The organism is Shuttleworthella sp. (assembly GCF_057251025.1).
The window spans coordinates 1-16,112 of sequence record NZ_DBHIDN010000027.1 but is presented as its reverse complement, the minus strand read 5'-3'; the positions used below and the strand labels follow the sequence as shown (position 1 = coordinate 16,112).

Below are 16,112 nucleotides of genomic sequence, written 5' to 3'. Positions count from 1 at the left end.
CTCTATTTACAAGGCTTTGAAGGGGTTTTCATCAACACGTTTTGTCCTATAACTCAGGAACTAAAAAAGATTTTAAAGAATCAAAATATAATGATTTTGATGTAAAAAATATTGCAATAGAAAATCCAACAGGAGTTAGTCCCTATTACATTAGTCAAAATTTTATTATGTCAATAATAAAAGATAGTGAAAATGATTTGGGAGAAATACCAATAATAGATAAAGTTTTTCCAGAGGAAAAAGAAACTATAGATAGTATAAGAAATAGTTTAAAAAAATTAAAAGAATTAATCAATACTTTAGTAGATAGTGCTGAAAAACTTGAAAAACTTAAGGATGATTTTTCACATATCAAAGCACCAAATTTTCTTATTACAAATGAGATAATAAAAGAAAATGCAATTGAAAAGATAAAGCCAAATGAAGATGTTAAAGATAATTTGTCTATATCTATAACAAAAATAGAAGAGTATAAAATAACACTCGAAAATATTAAAATGCTATTTAATAACCATCCTATAATAAGTGGCAAAGATAGTGAAGTGAATGTATTAAACAAAGCATTAGACGAATTGGTTTTGATTTCTAAAATAAATGATGCTGTGGTGGATAAAATCTCTGAATCATTGGAGTACATTAATAAAAAGCATATTGAAAACGACAGAAAAGTCACACAAATAAAAAATGACAGAGAGAAACTGCTTAACTATATACACGATTCAATAAAAGCCTTTAAAGATTTTTATTATGCAAAAGTGGGGCTATCGAAATTTGATGTTACTTTTGAAACAAAAGAACTAGTTGTTGCTGGTCATACTTTAAGTATTAAAAATTCATTTAAACTTACAGAAGATGAATTGGTAGACTCTATTAACAGATGTTTAACTAATGAAAATAGATTAAACAATTTTAATGAATTAATTCCGTCTACGCTTGAGAAAAATAAGTTTTCACAGAGGCCAAAAGTCAATTCACATTCAGACTTAGCAAATAAAGTATATAAGTCCATTGAAAATACTAATAAAAAAGAGTATCGCATTATAACAAAGGATGGAAAGGATTATCAAACTTTAAGTCCTGGTTGGAAATCAGCGGTAATTTTGGATTTAATTTTAGGATATGAAGAAAATTTTGCACCAATAATCATTGATCAACCTGAAGACAATTTAGCAACTAATTATATTAATCGTGATTTGATTGAAATGATTAAAAAAATTAAAGAAGATAAACAAGTTATTTTAGTTTCACATAATGCCACAATCCCGATGTTAGGAGATGCTCAAAATTTAATAATATGTGAAAATGATGGAGAAAAATTATATATTAATTCTGCACCTTTGGAATCAGAAATAAAAGGTAAAAAAACACTGGATTGGATTGCTGAATTAACAGACGGGGGGAAGCCTTCGATAAAAAAACGAGTAAAGAAATATAATTTAAGATCATATAAGGAGGTATAATTGAATGAAATTAAAATTTTATAAAGAAGAAGATAATGATTATGTAAAAATAATTACTCAAGATGGAAATGAATTAGAATTCGATTATATAGAAATGATAAGGCATATATTTAAGGATAAAAAAATTGAAGAAGCAGATGTTGACGATCAATATTCAGAAGAAGAAGCGAATTCTATAAAAACATTAATTTCAGAAATTTCGGAAACAGTTGAAGCACTTTTTAATACTGATGAAGGATGATTTATTGATTTAGGCAAAAAAATGTAGGGCTTCTCAGGTAAGCGACAATTTTAGGGATTACCTACCGATAGTATGCAATCGACAGATATTCCGATGAGTAGATAGCTCAGGTCGAACTCTGGTGTAACGGGTTGTCGCGGAAACTTCTCGGATACCGAACACCGGATGAACTCTTCGAGGCCGAACTGGACAGGATTTACTTTTGTGCGGCCTGATGGAACTATTTAGCTGGTAATGTTCAACTTGTTATTACAATTTTCGGTATAAAAATGGTTTAAAATAAAGGTAGCTTATATCAGATTTTATCTAAGGAGGGATCTATGAAAGCAGCCGTTATTTATTATTCAAAATCGGGCAAGACCAAGGCTATCGCGGATAAGATTGCTGCGGAATTTGACGCCGAAGTGTATTCTGTTGAACCCCAAAAAGCATATGGGAACTATCTCTCTGCGGTGATCCGTGTCGGAGGGGAAATTCGCAGGAAAGAATCCCCTGCCTTGAAGACGAAGCCCGGCGACTTCAGCGCATACGATACGGTTTTTATAGGATTTCCCGTCTGGTACGGGACCCTTCCATCCTTCCTGCAGGAGTATATCAAGGGATCCAAGCTGGGAAAGAAGAGAATCATTCCCTTTGCTACCGCGGGGGCAAACGGGAAGGCAAGCTCGCTCGAAACGCTCAGAGAGCTACTTCCTGACGCTGAGATTACAGATTATTTCTATACTTCCAGGAGGAAGCAACAGGATGTCGATGCCTGGCTGCGCGAGATCGCGGGAAAGGAGACTGGACGAATATGAACGGCCCGTCTGAGACCTTTACGATGGGCAGAAAGAGGATTTCATGACAGAGATAGAGACCAAACGGGAGCGGGAGAAGAGGATGATTAGGGAAATGATCACCCTCTACTGCAATAAACAACACAAAACAAAAAGAGGGACACGGTGCCCGGATTGCGAGCGCCTTCTTGCTTACGCCTGGCAGCGGATCGATCACTGTCCCTTCATAGAGGAAAAGACCTTCTGCTCCAAGTGCAAGGTGCACTGCTACAGGCCCGACATGCGGGAGAAAATCCGGGAGCTGATGCGATGGTCCGGCCCGAGGATGATCTTCCATCATCCGGTCATGGCACTACGCCATCTGATGGGAAGCAAGCGCGAAAAGAAAGTATGGGATCTGTATGCGCCGATCTACAAGTGTGTCATGCGGGCAGATCATAAGAGCTATGAGTACATGTACACCCGCATTCCGAAGCGGATTCGTGGCCGGGAAGTGCTTGAGATCGCTACTGGACCGGGGCTTCTGGCGAAGCACGTAGCTCCAGCCGCCAGGAAAATGATCGCAACAGACTATTCGGACGGAATGATCTCGGAGGCGAAGAAGGGCAGATACTCGAGAAAGTTAAGATTTGAAGTCGCGGACGCGATGGACCTCCCTTACCCGGATGACTCCTTTGATGTGGTGGTGATTGCCAATGCCCTGCACATTGTTCCCGATCCCGAAAAGGTTTTGCGGGAGATTGACCGTGTCCTTCGGCCGGGCGGAGTCCTGATCGCGCCGAATTTCGTAGAACACAGGAAGACGGGGTTAAGCTGCATCTGGGCCGGGATACTTCGCATTGCGGGAGTGCGGTTTGAACATCAGTGGACGGCAGGAGAGTATCTGCAATTTCTCGAGTCAAACGGGTGGAGAATCACCATGAGCCGGAAGATCAGGGGGCGGATCAGCTTACTGTATGCGGAGTGCATCAGAGAGGACCGTGCATGAAGATCAGGTTGAAAACCCATCGAGACGGGACCGGAAGCGACCCGGAAGCTGACAGATATTTCCTGAAATGATATGATGGATTAGAAACCAAGAGACAGGGTACGAGTTATGGCGCAAGCAGTGCCATCGGGAGGAATCAGATGAGAATCGCGGTTACCTATGAGAATGGCGGAATCGGTCAGCACTTCGGACGAACCGAGCAGTTTGAGATCTATGATGTGAAGGACGGGGAAGTGATCGGCCGGCAGCTGGTGGGAACCAATGGCGCCAGTCACGGAGCGCTTGCCGGTTTCCTAAAGGAAGCGCAAGTTGACAGTTTGATCTGCGGCGGGATCGGAATGGGAGCAAGGAATGCTCTTGCGGCAACCGGTATTGCGCTCTACCCCGGGGTGTCCGGTGTCCCGGAAGAGGCAGTGAAGAGGCTTCTTGCGAACGAGCTTGATTATGATCCGGACACAGCCTGCAAGCACCATGACCATGAACACGGCGAGGGGCATGAATGCCACAGCGGCGCTTGCGGGGGACACGGAGCCTGATTTCCCGCAGGGGGATCTATGTCTCGACCAAAGAAAGGGATATCAGATATCAAATGCTTGTCAGCCGGAGAATCAAAGGATCAGATAAAGGAGGAAAATATGCTTCTGACAACAACAGAGACCATTTCAGGCAGAGAGTTCACCATCCTCGGTATGGTCAAGGGGTCCACCATTCAGACCGTCAATGCCTTTAAGGACATCGGAGCCGGCTTCAAGACCCTGGTCGGAGGAGAGCTCAAGAACTACAACAAGATGATGGAAGAGGCGAGAGACAAGGCCAACAGCAGGATGATCGCAGAGGCAGAGGGGCTCGGCGCGGATGCGGTTGTCGGAGTGCGCTATGCGTCCTCCTCAATCATGCAGAGCGCAGCCGAGATCATGGTCTATGGCACTGCCGTGAAATTTAGGGAGTAAATCATCCGATAACTCTTTAACGAGTTCATTGTCCCAGAACATCCGATAAGCGAATAGAAAACAGCAAGAGCTGACCATCATATTCCGGGCGTGTGTCCCTTTTCAGCCTGGAATATGAGAGCCGGCTCTCTTTTTGGATTTATTTTCCGGGGGTGTCTGAAATGTTAGACAAAGACAGTCAAAGAGAATACTATGTGAGATGACAGAAGAGGACAAGATGAGGGGGCTGCTGTCAGATGAGGACGAGAGAAGATGCTCTGAAATACGGTCTGACCTTTCGTGGGTCCTACGAGGACCGGCCATTCTCCAAGGGTGACTGGCAGCTGATCCGGATCAAGGAGACGAAGAAGACTTTCCTTATCATCTATGAGAGAGAGGGACTGGTTCAGATCAATGTCAAGGTGGACCCGGCCTGGCGCGATTTCTGGAGGAATGCCTATGCGTCAGTTCTCCCGGGCTGGCATCAGAATAAGGACCACTGGAACACGATCCGCCTGGACGGAAGCATTCCCGATCGGGAGATCAAGCGGATGATTGCCGAGAGTTACGACCTGGTAACCGATTCCCCGTCCAGACGAATCTATGAAGCGGTCAAGAGGATCCCCAAGGGACGGGTGGCGACCTATGGACAGGTGGCAGAGATGGCCGGCAATCCCAAGATGGCCCGTGCCGTCGGAAATGCCTTACACAAGAATCCGGACCCGCTTCATATTCCCTGCTATCGCGTGGTGAACTCCAGGGGAGAACTGGCCGGGGAGTTTGCCTTCGGCGGAGCCGGGAAGCAGGCCGGACTTCTTATGGAAGAAGGGGTTCTGGTGAGAGACGGCAGGGTCGATCTGAAGAAGTACGGAATCCGGACGGAGGGTGAATCAGACTGGCAGGGGTCGGTACCGGCCAAATGAAGACTGACGGGAATCAAATGCGGAGACGATAAGAGGATTGGGAGACTTGCGATGACGGAAACTGAAGCAGGCCGGCTGATTGACCTGGCGCTTGCGGCCAGAGAGAGGGCCTACGCCCCATACTCCGGCTATAAGGTCGGTGCGGCCCTCCTGGCGGACGGCAAACTATACACCGGCTGCAATGTGGAGAATGCCTCCTACGGGGCAAGCAACTGCGCCGAGCGAACGGCTGCCTTTGCCGCGGTCGCCGATGGATCCAGGCACTTTCAGGCGATTGCGATTGTGGGCGGAAGAGAGGGAGATGCCTTAGACTATGCCTGGCCCTGTGGGATATGCCGGCAGGTCCTGAGTGAATTTGCGGACGAGCATCTACAGGTACTGGTAGCCCGTTCCGGGACAGATTATCAGGTCTGTTCCCTGGAGGACCTCTTCGCGCACGGCTTTCACCTGGAGCCGGAGGATCATGTGCCGTCGGATGACAGGAGATAGGCGGATGGATCAGAACTTGCCGCCGGATGACAGGAGATAGGCGGACGGATCAGAGCCTGTCGCCGGACGGATCCCAGAAGATAGGCGGACGGACAAAAGGATGAAGAAAGTGAAGGTGGACGGGTGAATTTTGAACTGGCCAAGGGACTCTTGATCCCATTTATCGGAACCACTGCCGGTGCAGCCATGGTATTTATTCTGCGGGGAACCATCACGGACCGCCTGCAGAAGGTCCTGACTGGTTTTGCGGCGGGAGTTATGACAGCTGCCAGTTTCTGGAGTCTTCTGGCTCCGGCCATTGAACAGTCCCAGGGACTCGGGAAGCTGGCCTTTTTTCCGGCGGCGCTCGGCTTTATGGTCGGCGTCCTGTTTCTGCTCCTGTTGGACTACGTAACGCCGCACATGCACATGGACCATGTCGACGAGGGGCCGAAGACGGGCCTGAAGCGCACGACGAAGCTGATTCTCGCCGTGACCCTCCATAATATCCCCGAGGGAATGGCGGTGGGGGTAGTCTATGCCGGCTGGCTCTATGGAGATGACAAGATCTCAGCGGCGGCTGCCCTGGCCCTGGCCATAGGGATTGCGATTCAGAACTTCCCGGAGGGGGCCATTGTCGCTATGCCGCTTCGGGCAGAGGGAATGAATAAGACAAAGACCTTCATCTACGGGACCCTCTCCGGACTGGTGGAGCCTGTCGCCGGCTTGATCACCATCGCAGCGGCGGGGACTGTGGTCCCGATTATGCCATATATGCTTAGTTTTGCGGCCGGAGCCATGATCTATGTTGTGGTGGAGGAATTGATCCCGGAGATGTCGGAGGGCAGACATTCAAACCTTGGAACTCTCGCTTTCTCTCTGGGCTTTGTGCTGATGATGATATTGGATATTCGTTTCGGTTGACCGAAAATAAAAGAAGGAAAATATCTGCGCAGGGGTATTCGAGCGTGAATCCGGGCAGACTTGTCATGAAGGAGTGAGACTGTGAAATTTACAATCGTCGCGGTAGTCTTTCTGCTGCTTACCATAATCAGCCTGATCTTCAGTTTCTATCTCTATTTTCGCCTGATCTTTGCTGTAAGAAGAGATGAGGACCTGCCCGGCTGGTTCTATAAGATCGGACATGCTGCCAAGGGGCGAGGAATCGATTACACGGAAGACCTGGTTGATTCCTGCGCTGCCAAAGAGGCGACCTTCATTATCTGTGCGCCCATTCTGGCCAACCTGGTCCTGGCCGCCTATCTGATCCGGCAGGGGAGAACACTCCTGCAGGCGACCTACATCTGTCTTAAGTCGGAGTTTTTCATCCTTGTCATAACCTGGCTCGTTCTCGGAGTCTTGCGACTGATCCTGGGTCTGATCAGACGCAGCGATTCAGGTCATTTGTATGCCTCATCCAAAGCGGTCTGGGGCATGTGTCTTTTTACCTGTTTTCACTGGATGCTGACTTTTTCCATAATCGGCTTTCCGGCGAATCCGGTGCATTTTCAGCTGGCAGACAGGGATTATGTGCTGGGCGTCTCCCGGGGATCGGACCTCCTGGCAGAAGGTTACACATTCCAGGACTGTTCCGGCGGGGCCAAGAGAGAAGCGGATGATTCGATTCGAAATGAGAGGAAGGATCACCGGTACTATGGCGCGTCTCTTGTCGTGATGAGAGAGGGCAGGACTTATGGCATTGTCAACCTGACGCCGGGCTGGGGAGATGAGGCGGCTCTGAAAGACTGTCGGATTACTTCCTACCGCATCCGATCGACCGATGATGGGTGGAATGCGCTGGCAGTCCAGGGAAGAAAGGTGGCCGATTATACAATGGAAGATTATCAGGGGCATTCTCTTGAGACCTTCTTTCACCTCCATGCGGCAGATGCCGCCAGTCATGTGGGAAACGGAGTCATCAGGATTTCCATGCAGAATGGGGACTATGTCCTCTTTCCGAGGTATACCATTGAGGGCAGATTTTGTGAGGACGGAAGCCCTGAATCCTATTTTATCTTCTGCCAGCACACGATTTGGGAGTAGGGCGGATCTTATGGCATGTAAGAAGCCCATTGGGAAAAGGTATGTTTGAGTTTATAAGAGAGAAAAGCAAACGGGATGCAGACAGGAAAAATGCTTCAGAGGCAGATCGGTCTTCGGGGACGGATCTCTCCGCAGAAGTAGAGAAGAGGGTTCGGAAGAAGAAACAGCATTTCTCGGCCTATCTTCGGGTTGTTCCCCAGCTCCTGGAGTATAAGCTGATTGCCTTTGTCATCCTTCAGGCGGTCATCTTTTGCCTGCGCAAACTGGGAATGCTTTTGATCTATTCGACCGGCCGTGTCGCTGTGACAAGCGGAGACTATCGCTTCCTCTTCAGAACCTGGCAGGGCTGGCTGATTATCCTGCTGACCTTCCTGGCTTTCTTCTTTGCCATGTCTGTTGATATCAACGGAAGCTTCCTCCTGTCAGGTAAGCTCCTGCGCAAGGAGAAGGTTCAGATGTTCTCCCTCTTGATGGAGACCTTCGCCTCAATCCCCAAATTTGTCAACCGGCACGGGATCCTGCTCTGCCTCTATGTCGCGCTGGGTGCTCCCTTTCTGGGAGTCGGCTTCAACCTGACCTTGACCAAGCATTACTATATTCCGAGTTTCGTGGTGGACGCGATCCGGGTCACTCCCCGCTACATGTTCATCTATGCGGCAATTATGGCCTTCCTCATCTTCTTCGGGGTGAGAAATACCCTGGCCTTTCCCTATGTCCTTGTGGCGGGCAAGACGGCGCATGAGGCGACGATCCTGTCCCATCAGACCATCCGGAGGAAGTGGAAGCCGATCGCAAAGAGGCTTCTGGTATTCACCCTGCAGCTCTTAGTCCTGCTCCTGCTTCTGTCTGTTGCCGTCGGCCTTGCTGGCATACTTGTGGCCTCCATCACCGGTCTTCCGCGTTATTTGAGCCGCTTTCTCTTTATTATCGTCTATGGAGGTGGCTTTGTCGTTCTGATCCTTTTGTCTTTGTCCTTCCCGGCCATGGAGGCCCTGGAGATCACCAGAATTTTCATGAATCTGGAGGCGGAGGAGGAGATCTTCTTCGAGCATGAGAGAAGAAATCGCTGGCTCATTCCCTTTCGGATCTGGGCCCTCTGGATGGCTGGAGCCATGCTCTTTCTCTCCTTTTTGGGGACGGTCTTCTTCGATGAGCTCTTTCCGGCCAAGACGGACACGCAGATCATAGCCCACCGGCTCGGCGGGGATGCAGGACCGGAGAACTCGCTTCAGGGACTCGACAGGGCTTCGGGCCAGTCCGCCTATGGCTATGAGACCGATATCCAGAGGTCCAAGGACGGGGTCTATGTGATCAATCATGACACGAGCTTCGCCAGAACCTGCGGGGTCGACCGGAGAGTGTCCGATATGACCTGGGAGGAGATTCAGGCGCTTCGGATCATAGATCCCGCAGGAAAGCGGTCCGACCAGCACCCCCCATCTCTGGAGGAACTTCTGGATTACGCCAAGGGGAAGGGAAAACTCTATTTGGAGCTGAAGGGACCGACGGCGGATCGCAAGATGGCAGACGATGTCGCCCGCATGATCCGGGACAAGAAGATGACGGATCAGTGCGTGATCACCTCCCTCAAATACGGACTGGTGTCTCATGTCTTCCGCTCCTACCCGGAGATTGAGACCGGCTATATTTACTACTTCTCCTTTGGGGACAAGGCGGCCTTAGATTGCGACGATATGATCATGGAAGAAGAGGCCGCCACAGAGGGGGCGATCAATACCATTCACAGCGCGGGCAAGAAGGTGCTTGTATGGACGGTGAACACGCCGGATTCGGCGCGCCGTTTTATTGACTCTGACGCGGATGCTGTGATCACAGACAATGTCTCTATGTGCATGGATGTGGAGAAGGGCCTCGAGGCCAGGTCTGATACGGAGCGAGTCATAGACTACCTGTCCCGCTATCAGCTCTTCGGGGTCAATATCTCCCAGCCCATCAAAGTGGGGGGGATCTTACGGGGCAGATAAGAAGCGGTCGGGAGACTTGAGGAGACTTGAGGTGAGGGGCAGATCGGCCAGGCTTTTTTGCCCTCCTTCGTCTGCTAGAATAGGAGCCGCCCGTACCCGCCGGAAACGCGGTGTAATGCCTTTTACACGCAGGTACTGGGTCGGGGCATGGGAGGGGACGATGGAAGCAGAGAAGGGGACGACGGAAGGATGAGACCCTGTATTCCGGGCAGACAGACGGGAGATTGGGATGGATAAACTGACACTGGGACCGGAGGACCGGTCTGAGGTCCTCCGCTATCTGGAGTACCGCGGGCAGGACCTGCCACCGGAGATGATCCGGCAGGTCGATGAATGTATGGAGCAGGTGAATCGGGCCGCAGATCCTCGCTATCTAATGAAGATCTTCGGCAGGGATGACAAGGAAGCCTATCCTCCGGAACTTGGCTTTCTGACCGGAGATGACATCCGGCGTCATCTGGAGGGCTGTGAGGAGGTCATCTGCCTGGCGGTAACCCTGGGGAGCGGGATCGACAATCTCTTGCGAAAGACCCAGGTCAGGAATATGGCTGACGCCCTGATCATGGATTCCTGCGCCTCGACCTTGATTGAGGCGGTCTGTGACAGCATCGACGCGGGGCTTCGCGCCCAGTATCAGGAGAAGGGGAAGTCTTTGACCTATCGCTTCTCCCCCGGCTACGGAGATCTTCCCATCGAGATCAATCCCTCTTTCGCAGCCCTTATGGAGACCCGGCGGATCGGTCTTTCCGTCAGCTCCTCCGGGATTATGATTCCAAGGAAATCCGTGACGGCCATCATCGGGGTTCTGGATCAGCCCGGAGCCGGGACCAGGAGATCCTGCCTGACCTGTAATATGAAGCGTTCCTGCCGTTTTCGGAAGAATGGAGTGACCTGTGGACAATAAGATCATTGTATTAGACGGGGGAATGGGGACCATGCTCCAGGCGGCAGGTATGCCAGCCGGTCAACACCCTGAGGTCTTCGGCTGTGAACACCCAGAGATCATCGAGCGGATACACAGGGAATACATTGCGGCGGGGAGCAATCTGATCTACACCAATACCTTCGGAGCCAACCGCCGCAAACTCTCGGGCTGCCCGATTGACACGCGAGAGGCCATCTTCTCCGCAGTCGGAGCGGCCAGAAGAGCCGCCGGAGATAAGGTGAAGCTGGCCCTGGATCTGGGACCGATCGGGGAGCTCCTGGAGCCCCTGGGGACCCTTTCCTTTGAGGAGGCCTATGAGGTCTATCGGGAGGCTGTGGTCTTCGGCTATGAGGCAGGAGCAGACCTGATCGTGGGAGAGACCTTCACAGATCTGATGGACATCAAGGCCCTGGTTCTGGCTGCCAGGGAGAATACCCCCCTGCCGGTCTGGACGACGATGACCTTCGAACCGTCGGGGAGGACCTTCACGGGAACAACCATCCCGTCCATGGCCCTGACCTTAACCGGACTGGGGGTAGAGGCCATCGGGATCAACTGCTCCCTGGGGCCGGCGGAGATCCTTCCCCTGGTCAGAGACCTGCGCGAGTGGACGAAACTTCCGATCATCGTAAAGCCCAATGCAGGTCTGCCAGACCCAAGGACGGGAGCCTATAACCTGTCTGCCGAGGATTTCGGCCGGCAGATGAGAGAATATACCGGGCTTGGAGTCCGCATCCTGGGCGGCTGCTGCGGGACGAACCCGGCCTATATCCGGGCCCTTACGGACCGGCTGCAAGAGGCGGGCTTTTGCTCCGGCTGGAGAGAGCCAGGAGGGATTGCTTCCGCTACTGATGCGGCCAAGATCAGGAAGGGTATCTGCTCTACAACCAATGTCTGTGAATTCGGAGGGGTCCGGGTCATCGGCGAGCGCCTAAATCCTACAGGAAAGAAGCGCTTTCAGGAGGCCCTGCGCGAGCACGACATGGAGTATGTCTGCAAGATCGCCCTGGATGAGGAAGAGGCCGGCGCTGACCTGCTTGATGTCAATGTGGGCCTGCCGGGCGCCGATGAGAGAGAACTCATGCAAGAGGTGGTTCGGGCCCTGCAGGGCGTTGTGTCCATTCCCCTGCAGATTGACTCCTCGGATCCGAAGGTCATTGAGGCGGCCCTGCGCATCTATGCCGGCAAGGCCATCATCAATTCTGTCAACGCCGATGATGCCAAGCTGGCAGCTATCTTGCCGATTGCCCGGAAATACGGGGCGGCTGTGATCGGACTGGCCCTGGACGAGGGAGGAATTCCAAGGACAGCCGCGGAGCGCTTCGAGAAGGCGGCCTATATCAAGGACCGGTGCCTGGCAGCCGGAATGGACGCGGATGACATTATCATTGATGCTCTGACCCTGACGGTCAGCGCCCAGCAGGACCAGGCCAAAGAGACGCTTGAGGCTGTCTATCGGATCAGCCGCAAGCTGCATCTGCACACGGCGCTTGGGGTCAGCAATATTTCCTTCGGTCTGCCTGCCAGGGGACATGTCACGGAGAATTTCCTCATCCAGGCCATGTACTGCGGTCTGGATTTCCCCATCATCAACCCCAACAGCCTCTCCCTGATGGATGCGGTGGCTTCCTTTAAGGCCCTGTCCGGCGAGGACCAATCCTGCATGAGCTACATTGAGCGCTTCGCAGGGAGACAGGAGAGCAGGAAGGGCTTGCCGGCCGAAACCGGCATAAGAGGGGAGAGCGGCAAGGGCCCGGAAGCCGGGACCGGCAGTGGCATAGCATATGAGGGCGGCAAGGATCCGGCGGCCGGGCAGGAGACTGACCCCATAAAGAGGGCCATCGACCAGGCAGTCTTGAAGGGGCTGAAACAGGAGACCAGGAGACTTGTAGAGGATGCCCTGCGGGGAGGGGCTATAGAGGTCGATCTGATCAACCGCTACCTGATTCCTGCCCTTGACCTGGTGGGGAACCTGTACGAGAAGCAGAAGCTTTTCCTGCCCCAGCTGATCAACGCAGCCAATGCGGCCTCGGCCGGTTTTGATGTCATCAAGGACCGGATTGCCGCCAAGGGGGATGGGACTGCCGCCTCTGACGCGAAGAAGATTGTGGTCTGTACGGTCAGGGGAGATATTCACGACATCGGAAAGAACATTGTCAAGGTCATCCTCGAGAACTACGGCTACAAGGTACTTGACCTGGGCCGCGATGTCCCGGCGGAGAAGGTGGTCGATACAGTGGTCTCGGAGGATGTCAGACTGGTGGGCCTCTCTGCCCTTATGACGACGACGCTTCCGGCCATGCAGGAGACCATCGACAAGCTTCACCAGGCCTCTCCCAAGACCAGGATCTGGGTCGGGGGCGCGGTCTTAACCCGTGAATACGCCAGAGAGATGGGGGCGGACTACTATGCGGACGACGCCAGAGAGTCCGTGGAGATCGCCCACAAGGTCCTGGGCGAGGCCTAAGAGGCAAAGGGGACGATATCTATGCGGATCAGAGAATACCTGAAGCACCACACCCTTCTCTTTGACGGGGCTTTCGGGACTTACTACACGGAGAAATATCACCCGACCAGGGAGGAGATGTATTCCTTAGAGAGCCTGAACCTGTCACGACCGGACCGGGTCATGGAAATCCACAGGGAATATCTGTCTGCCGGTGCCCATGCCATCAAGACCAACAGCTTTCTGGCTTATCCCCGCGGTCCGGAGGAGGATGCCGTCGAGGCCCATGCCCAGATCGCTTCTGGCATGGCCCTGGCCAAGCAGGCCCTGGCGGATTACCTGAGCGAGAGGAAGATGGAGGATAAGGAAGACGACTACTTCATCTTCGCCGACCTGGGACCGGCGCCCGGGGATGAGGAGGAGGACCGGATCCGGGCCTACTGCGGGGCCATAGATTCATTTCTTGCGGCCGGAGCCGGATGCTTTCTCCTCGAGACCCTGCCCGAGGCCGGGGCGGCCCTGGCAGCGGCCCGCTATCTGAAGGACCGGTGTCCTGAGGCCTATCTGATCAGCTCCTTTGCGGTGATGCCCGACGGGTTCAGCAAGGAGGGCTGCAATTACAGGGATATGATTCATGAGGCCGCGCAAGAGGATGCGGTCGATGCGGTGGGTCTCAACTGCATGTCCTCTGTCCGGCACATGGATCACTTAATTCGCGGGCTCTCGGACCCGGGCAAGCCCCTGCTTGTGATGCCCAATGCCGGCTATCCGGTCGTGCGGGGCTACCGGACGGTCTTCGAGGGCAAGGCGGACTATTTCGCGAAAATCCTGGCGGAAGACGCCCGGGAGGGAGTCGTCATGGTGGGCGGCTGTTGCGGGACCAGGCCTGAGCACATCCGGCTTCTGGCAGACCGGCTCCGGGCACAGTCCGAAGCCGATGCGAATGGGATGCAATCCGGCAGGGACAAGGCGAAGAGCATATGGAGCCGCCGGCCGCCGGATGCAAAATATATAATAGAAGATATAGAAGAGAGGGCTTCGGTCCCGGATCAGGATGCCTTCTATCAGAAGCTCCTGTCCGGGAAGAAAGTGGTTGCGGTGGAACTGGATTCTCCCAGGGGATGTGACACATCCAAGTTCATGGATGCAGCCAGGAGCCTGAAGGAGGCGGGAGCGGATATTATCACCATTGCCGACAACCCGATTGCCAAGGCCCGCATGGACTCCTCTCTGGTGGCCGGGATGGTCCGGCAGAGTCTGGGCCTGGACGCCCTTCCCCATCTGACCTGTCGGGACCGGAATATCAATGCGACCAAGAGCCTGCTTCTCGGCAACTACGCCCAGGGCATCCGGAATGTTCTGGTGATTACCGGAGATCCGATTCCGAGTGCCCAGAGGGATGAGGTCAAGACCGTATATCAGTTCAACTCCCGCAAGCTCATGGCCTATATCCAGGCCCTGGGCCGGGAGGAGGGGGTCTTCCCGAGCCCCATGCACATCTACGGGGCTCTGAATGTCAATGCGAAGAATTTCGAGATCGAGCTGGAGAGAGCGAAGCAGAAGATAGAGGCCGGGGCGGTCGGCTTCCTGACCCAGCCGGCTCTGACAAAAAGGGCGATTGAGAATATCTGCAGGGCCTCGGATGTCCTGCGCAGGTCCCATCCCAAGGTCAAGATCCTGGGCGGGATGATTCCGGTCATCAGCGAGCGAAACGGCCGCTTTATGCAGTCGGAGGTATCGGGAATCGATGTGCCGGAAGACCTGATTCTCCGTTTCTCGGGCAAGGATCGGGAAGCATGCGAAGAGATCGCGGTGGAGTCCTCCCTGGAGGTCGCCGGGCAGATGCATGATGCCGTGGACGGTTACTATCTGGTGACTCCCTTCATGCGGTCCTATCTGATCCGGCGGATCATTGACCGGTTGCCGGGGAGGGGCTAGAGAGAAGCGCCTTGAATTTTCGTGAGAGGATGATCGGACTCTACTCCGGGAGAAGATGGACAGGCGTTATTTGATCAGTTTAAGAAAGGAGGCCGGCAGGATTCATATGCAAGATCAATTTCAGAGGACATGCCTCCTCTACGGCCGGGAGGGAATGAAGAAATTATATGCCGCAAGAGTCATCATCTTCGGGATCGGAGGGGTCGGAGGCTATGCGGCCGAGGCCCTGGCCAGGTCCGGCGTATCGCGTCTTGCCTTAGTCGACAGCGACGTCATAAGCCTCTCCAATCTGAACCGGCAGATCATAGCGACACACGCGAGCCTTGGCCGCTATAAGGTGGATGCCATGCTGGAGAGGATCCTGGACATCAATCCGAAGGCTCAGCCGGAGGCCTTTCCCTGCTTCTACCTGCCCGAGACGGCAGACCGCTTCTGCTTCAATGATTATGATTATATCGTAGACGCGGTGGACACCGTTACCGCCAAGCTTGAGATCATTGCCCGGGCCAAGCGCTGCGGCGTGCCCGTCATATCCTCCATGGGGACCGGCAACAAGACGCGGCCGGACCTCCTTCGGATCGCGGATATCGAAGAGACCCGGGTGGACCCCCTGGCCAGGGTCATGCGAAGAGAGTGCAGAAAGCGGGGGATCGGGTCCTGCAAGGTGGTCTATTCCGAGGAAGAACCGATTCGGCCTGTGGTCCGGGATGGGACAGGAGCAAGACCCGTACCCGGATCGACCGCCTTTGTCCCGGCGGCGGCAGGCCTGCTTCTGGCCGGGGAAGTGGTAAGAGACCTGATTGGTACGGAGAAAATCGAGAAAAGCAAGAAAAGCGAGTCCTAGAAAAAAAGAGTGACAAACGTTCACCCCGTTAGATATGCAAATGCTTTTTGGATCAGTTGCAGAGCTCGAATGGGGAGCAGCGATTTCATGGAAAGGAGCTTCCTGTATGATCTAAGTGTAGGGTTCCGTCAGAAAGAAGGTGAAAG

General features: G+C 52.9%; 15 protein-coding genes. All 15 read left to right on the top strand.

Going from position 1 to position 16,112, the window contains the following annotated elements; translation table 11 throughout:
- Nucleotides 1-41: 41 nt before the first annotated feature.
- The 15 genes from ACO5R6_RS06750 to ACO5R6_RS06680 all read left to right on the top strand — a co-directional run bounded on the left by ACO5R6_RS06750 (nt 42) and on the right by ACO5R6_RS06680 (nt 15,966).
- Entirely contained in the window at nt 42-1,460 is a 1,419-nt protein-coding gene (locus tag ACO5R6_RS06750) for a hypothetical protein (protein WP_485626426.1), read from the top strand.
- Between the two features lie 4 nt (nt 1,461-1,464).
- Entirely contained in the window at nt 1,465-1,701 is a 237-nt protein-coding gene (locus tag ACO5R6_RS06745) for a hypothetical protein (protein WP_485626425.1), read from the top strand.
- Between the two features lie 320 nt (nt 1,702-2,021).
- On the top strand, nt 2,022-2,498 hold the full coding sequence (locus tag ACO5R6_RS06740; RefSeq protein WP_485626424.1) for a flavodoxin: 477 nt from the start codon (nt 2,022-2,024) through the stop codon (nt 2,496-2,498).
- Between the two features lie 43 nt (nt 2,499-2,541).
- A complete protein-coding gene (locus tag ACO5R6_RS06735) occupies nt 2,542-3,465 on the top strand; it encodes a nitrous oxide-stimulated promoter family protein (RefSeq protein ID WP_485626423.1) in 924 nt (307 codons plus the stop codon).
- A gap of 140 nt (nt 3,466-3,605) precedes the next feature.
- On the top strand, nt 3,606-4,001 hold the full coding sequence (locus ACO5R6_RS06730; protein ID WP_485626422.1) for a NifB/NifX family molybdenum-iron cluster-binding protein: 396 nt from the start codon (nt 3,606-3,608) through the stop codon (nt 3,999-4,001).
- Nucleotides 4,002-4,100: 99 nt separating this feature from the next.
- A complete protein-coding gene (locus ACO5R6_RS06725; protein ID WP_485626421.1) occupies nt 4,101-4,415 on the top strand; it encodes a YbjQ family protein in 315 nt (104 codons plus the stop codon).
- Nucleotides 4,416-4,651: 236 nt separating this feature from the next.
- On the top strand, nt 4,652-5,317 hold the full coding sequence (locus tag ACO5R6_RS06720; protein ID WP_485626420.1) for a methylated-DNA--[protein]-cysteine S-methyltransferase: 666 nt from the start codon (nt 4,652-4,654) through the stop codon (nt 5,315-5,317).
- 51 nt (nt 5,318-5,368) lie between these two features.
- Nucleotides 5,369-5,806 (top strand): cytidine deaminase, encoded by a 438-nt coding sequence (locus ACO5R6_RS06715; protein ID WP_485626419.1) that lies wholly within the window; start codon nt 5,369-5,371, stop codon nt 5,804-5,806.
- Nucleotides 5,807-5,929: 123 nt separating this feature from the next.
- The gene (locus ACO5R6_RS06710; RefSeq protein ID WP_485626418.1) at nt 5,930-6,709 is read left to right on the top strand and encodes a ZIP family metal transporter; all 780 of its coding nucleotides are present in this window, start codon (nt 5,930-5,932) and stop codon (nt 6,707-6,709) included.
- 81 nt (nt 6,710-6,790) lie between these two features.
- Nucleotides 6,791-7,828 (top strand): hypothetical protein, encoded by a 1,038-nt coding sequence (locus tag ACO5R6_RS06705; protein ID WP_485626417.1) that lies wholly within the window; start codon nt 6,791-6,793, stop codon nt 7,826-7,828.
- Nucleotides 7,829-7,869: 41 nt separating this feature from the next.
- Nucleotides 7,870-9,813, top strand: coding sequence for a glycerophosphodiester phosphodiesterase family protein (locus ACO5R6_RS06700; RefSeq protein WP_485626416.1), 1,944 nt, complete (start codon nt 7,870-7,872; stop codon nt 9,811-9,813).
- A gap of 229 nt (nt 9,814-10,042) precedes the next feature.
- Nucleotides 10,043-10,717 (top strand): vitamin B12 dependent-methionine synthase activation domain-containing protein, encoded by a 675-nt coding sequence (locus ACO5R6_RS06695; RefSeq protein ID WP_485626415.1) that lies wholly within the window; start codon nt 10,043-10,045, stop codon nt 10,715-10,717.
- On the top strand, nt 10,707-13,205 hold the full coding sequence (locus ACO5R6_RS06690) for a homocysteine S-methyltransferase family protein (protein WP_485626414.1): 2,499 nt from the start codon (nt 10,707-10,709) through the stop codon (nt 13,203-13,205). Before ACO5R6_RS06695 ends, ACO5R6_RS06690 begins: the two co-directional genes overlap by 11 nt.
- A gap of 21 nt (nt 13,206-13,226) precedes the next feature.
- The gene (locus tag ACO5R6_RS06685; RefSeq protein ID WP_485626413.1) at nt 13,227-15,122 is read left to right on the top strand and encodes a bifunctional homocysteine S-methyltransferase/methylenetetrahydrofolate reductase; all 1,896 of its coding nucleotides are present in this window, start codon (nt 13,227-13,229) and stop codon (nt 15,120-15,122) included.
- Between the two features lie 106 nt (nt 15,123-15,228).
- Nucleotides 15,229-15,966, top strand: coding sequence for a tRNA threonylcarbamoyladenosine dehydratase (locus ACO5R6_RS06680; RefSeq protein WP_485626412.1), 738 nt, complete (start codon nt 15,229-15,231; stop codon nt 15,964-15,966).
- Nucleotides 15,967-16,112 lie beyond the last annotated feature (146 nt).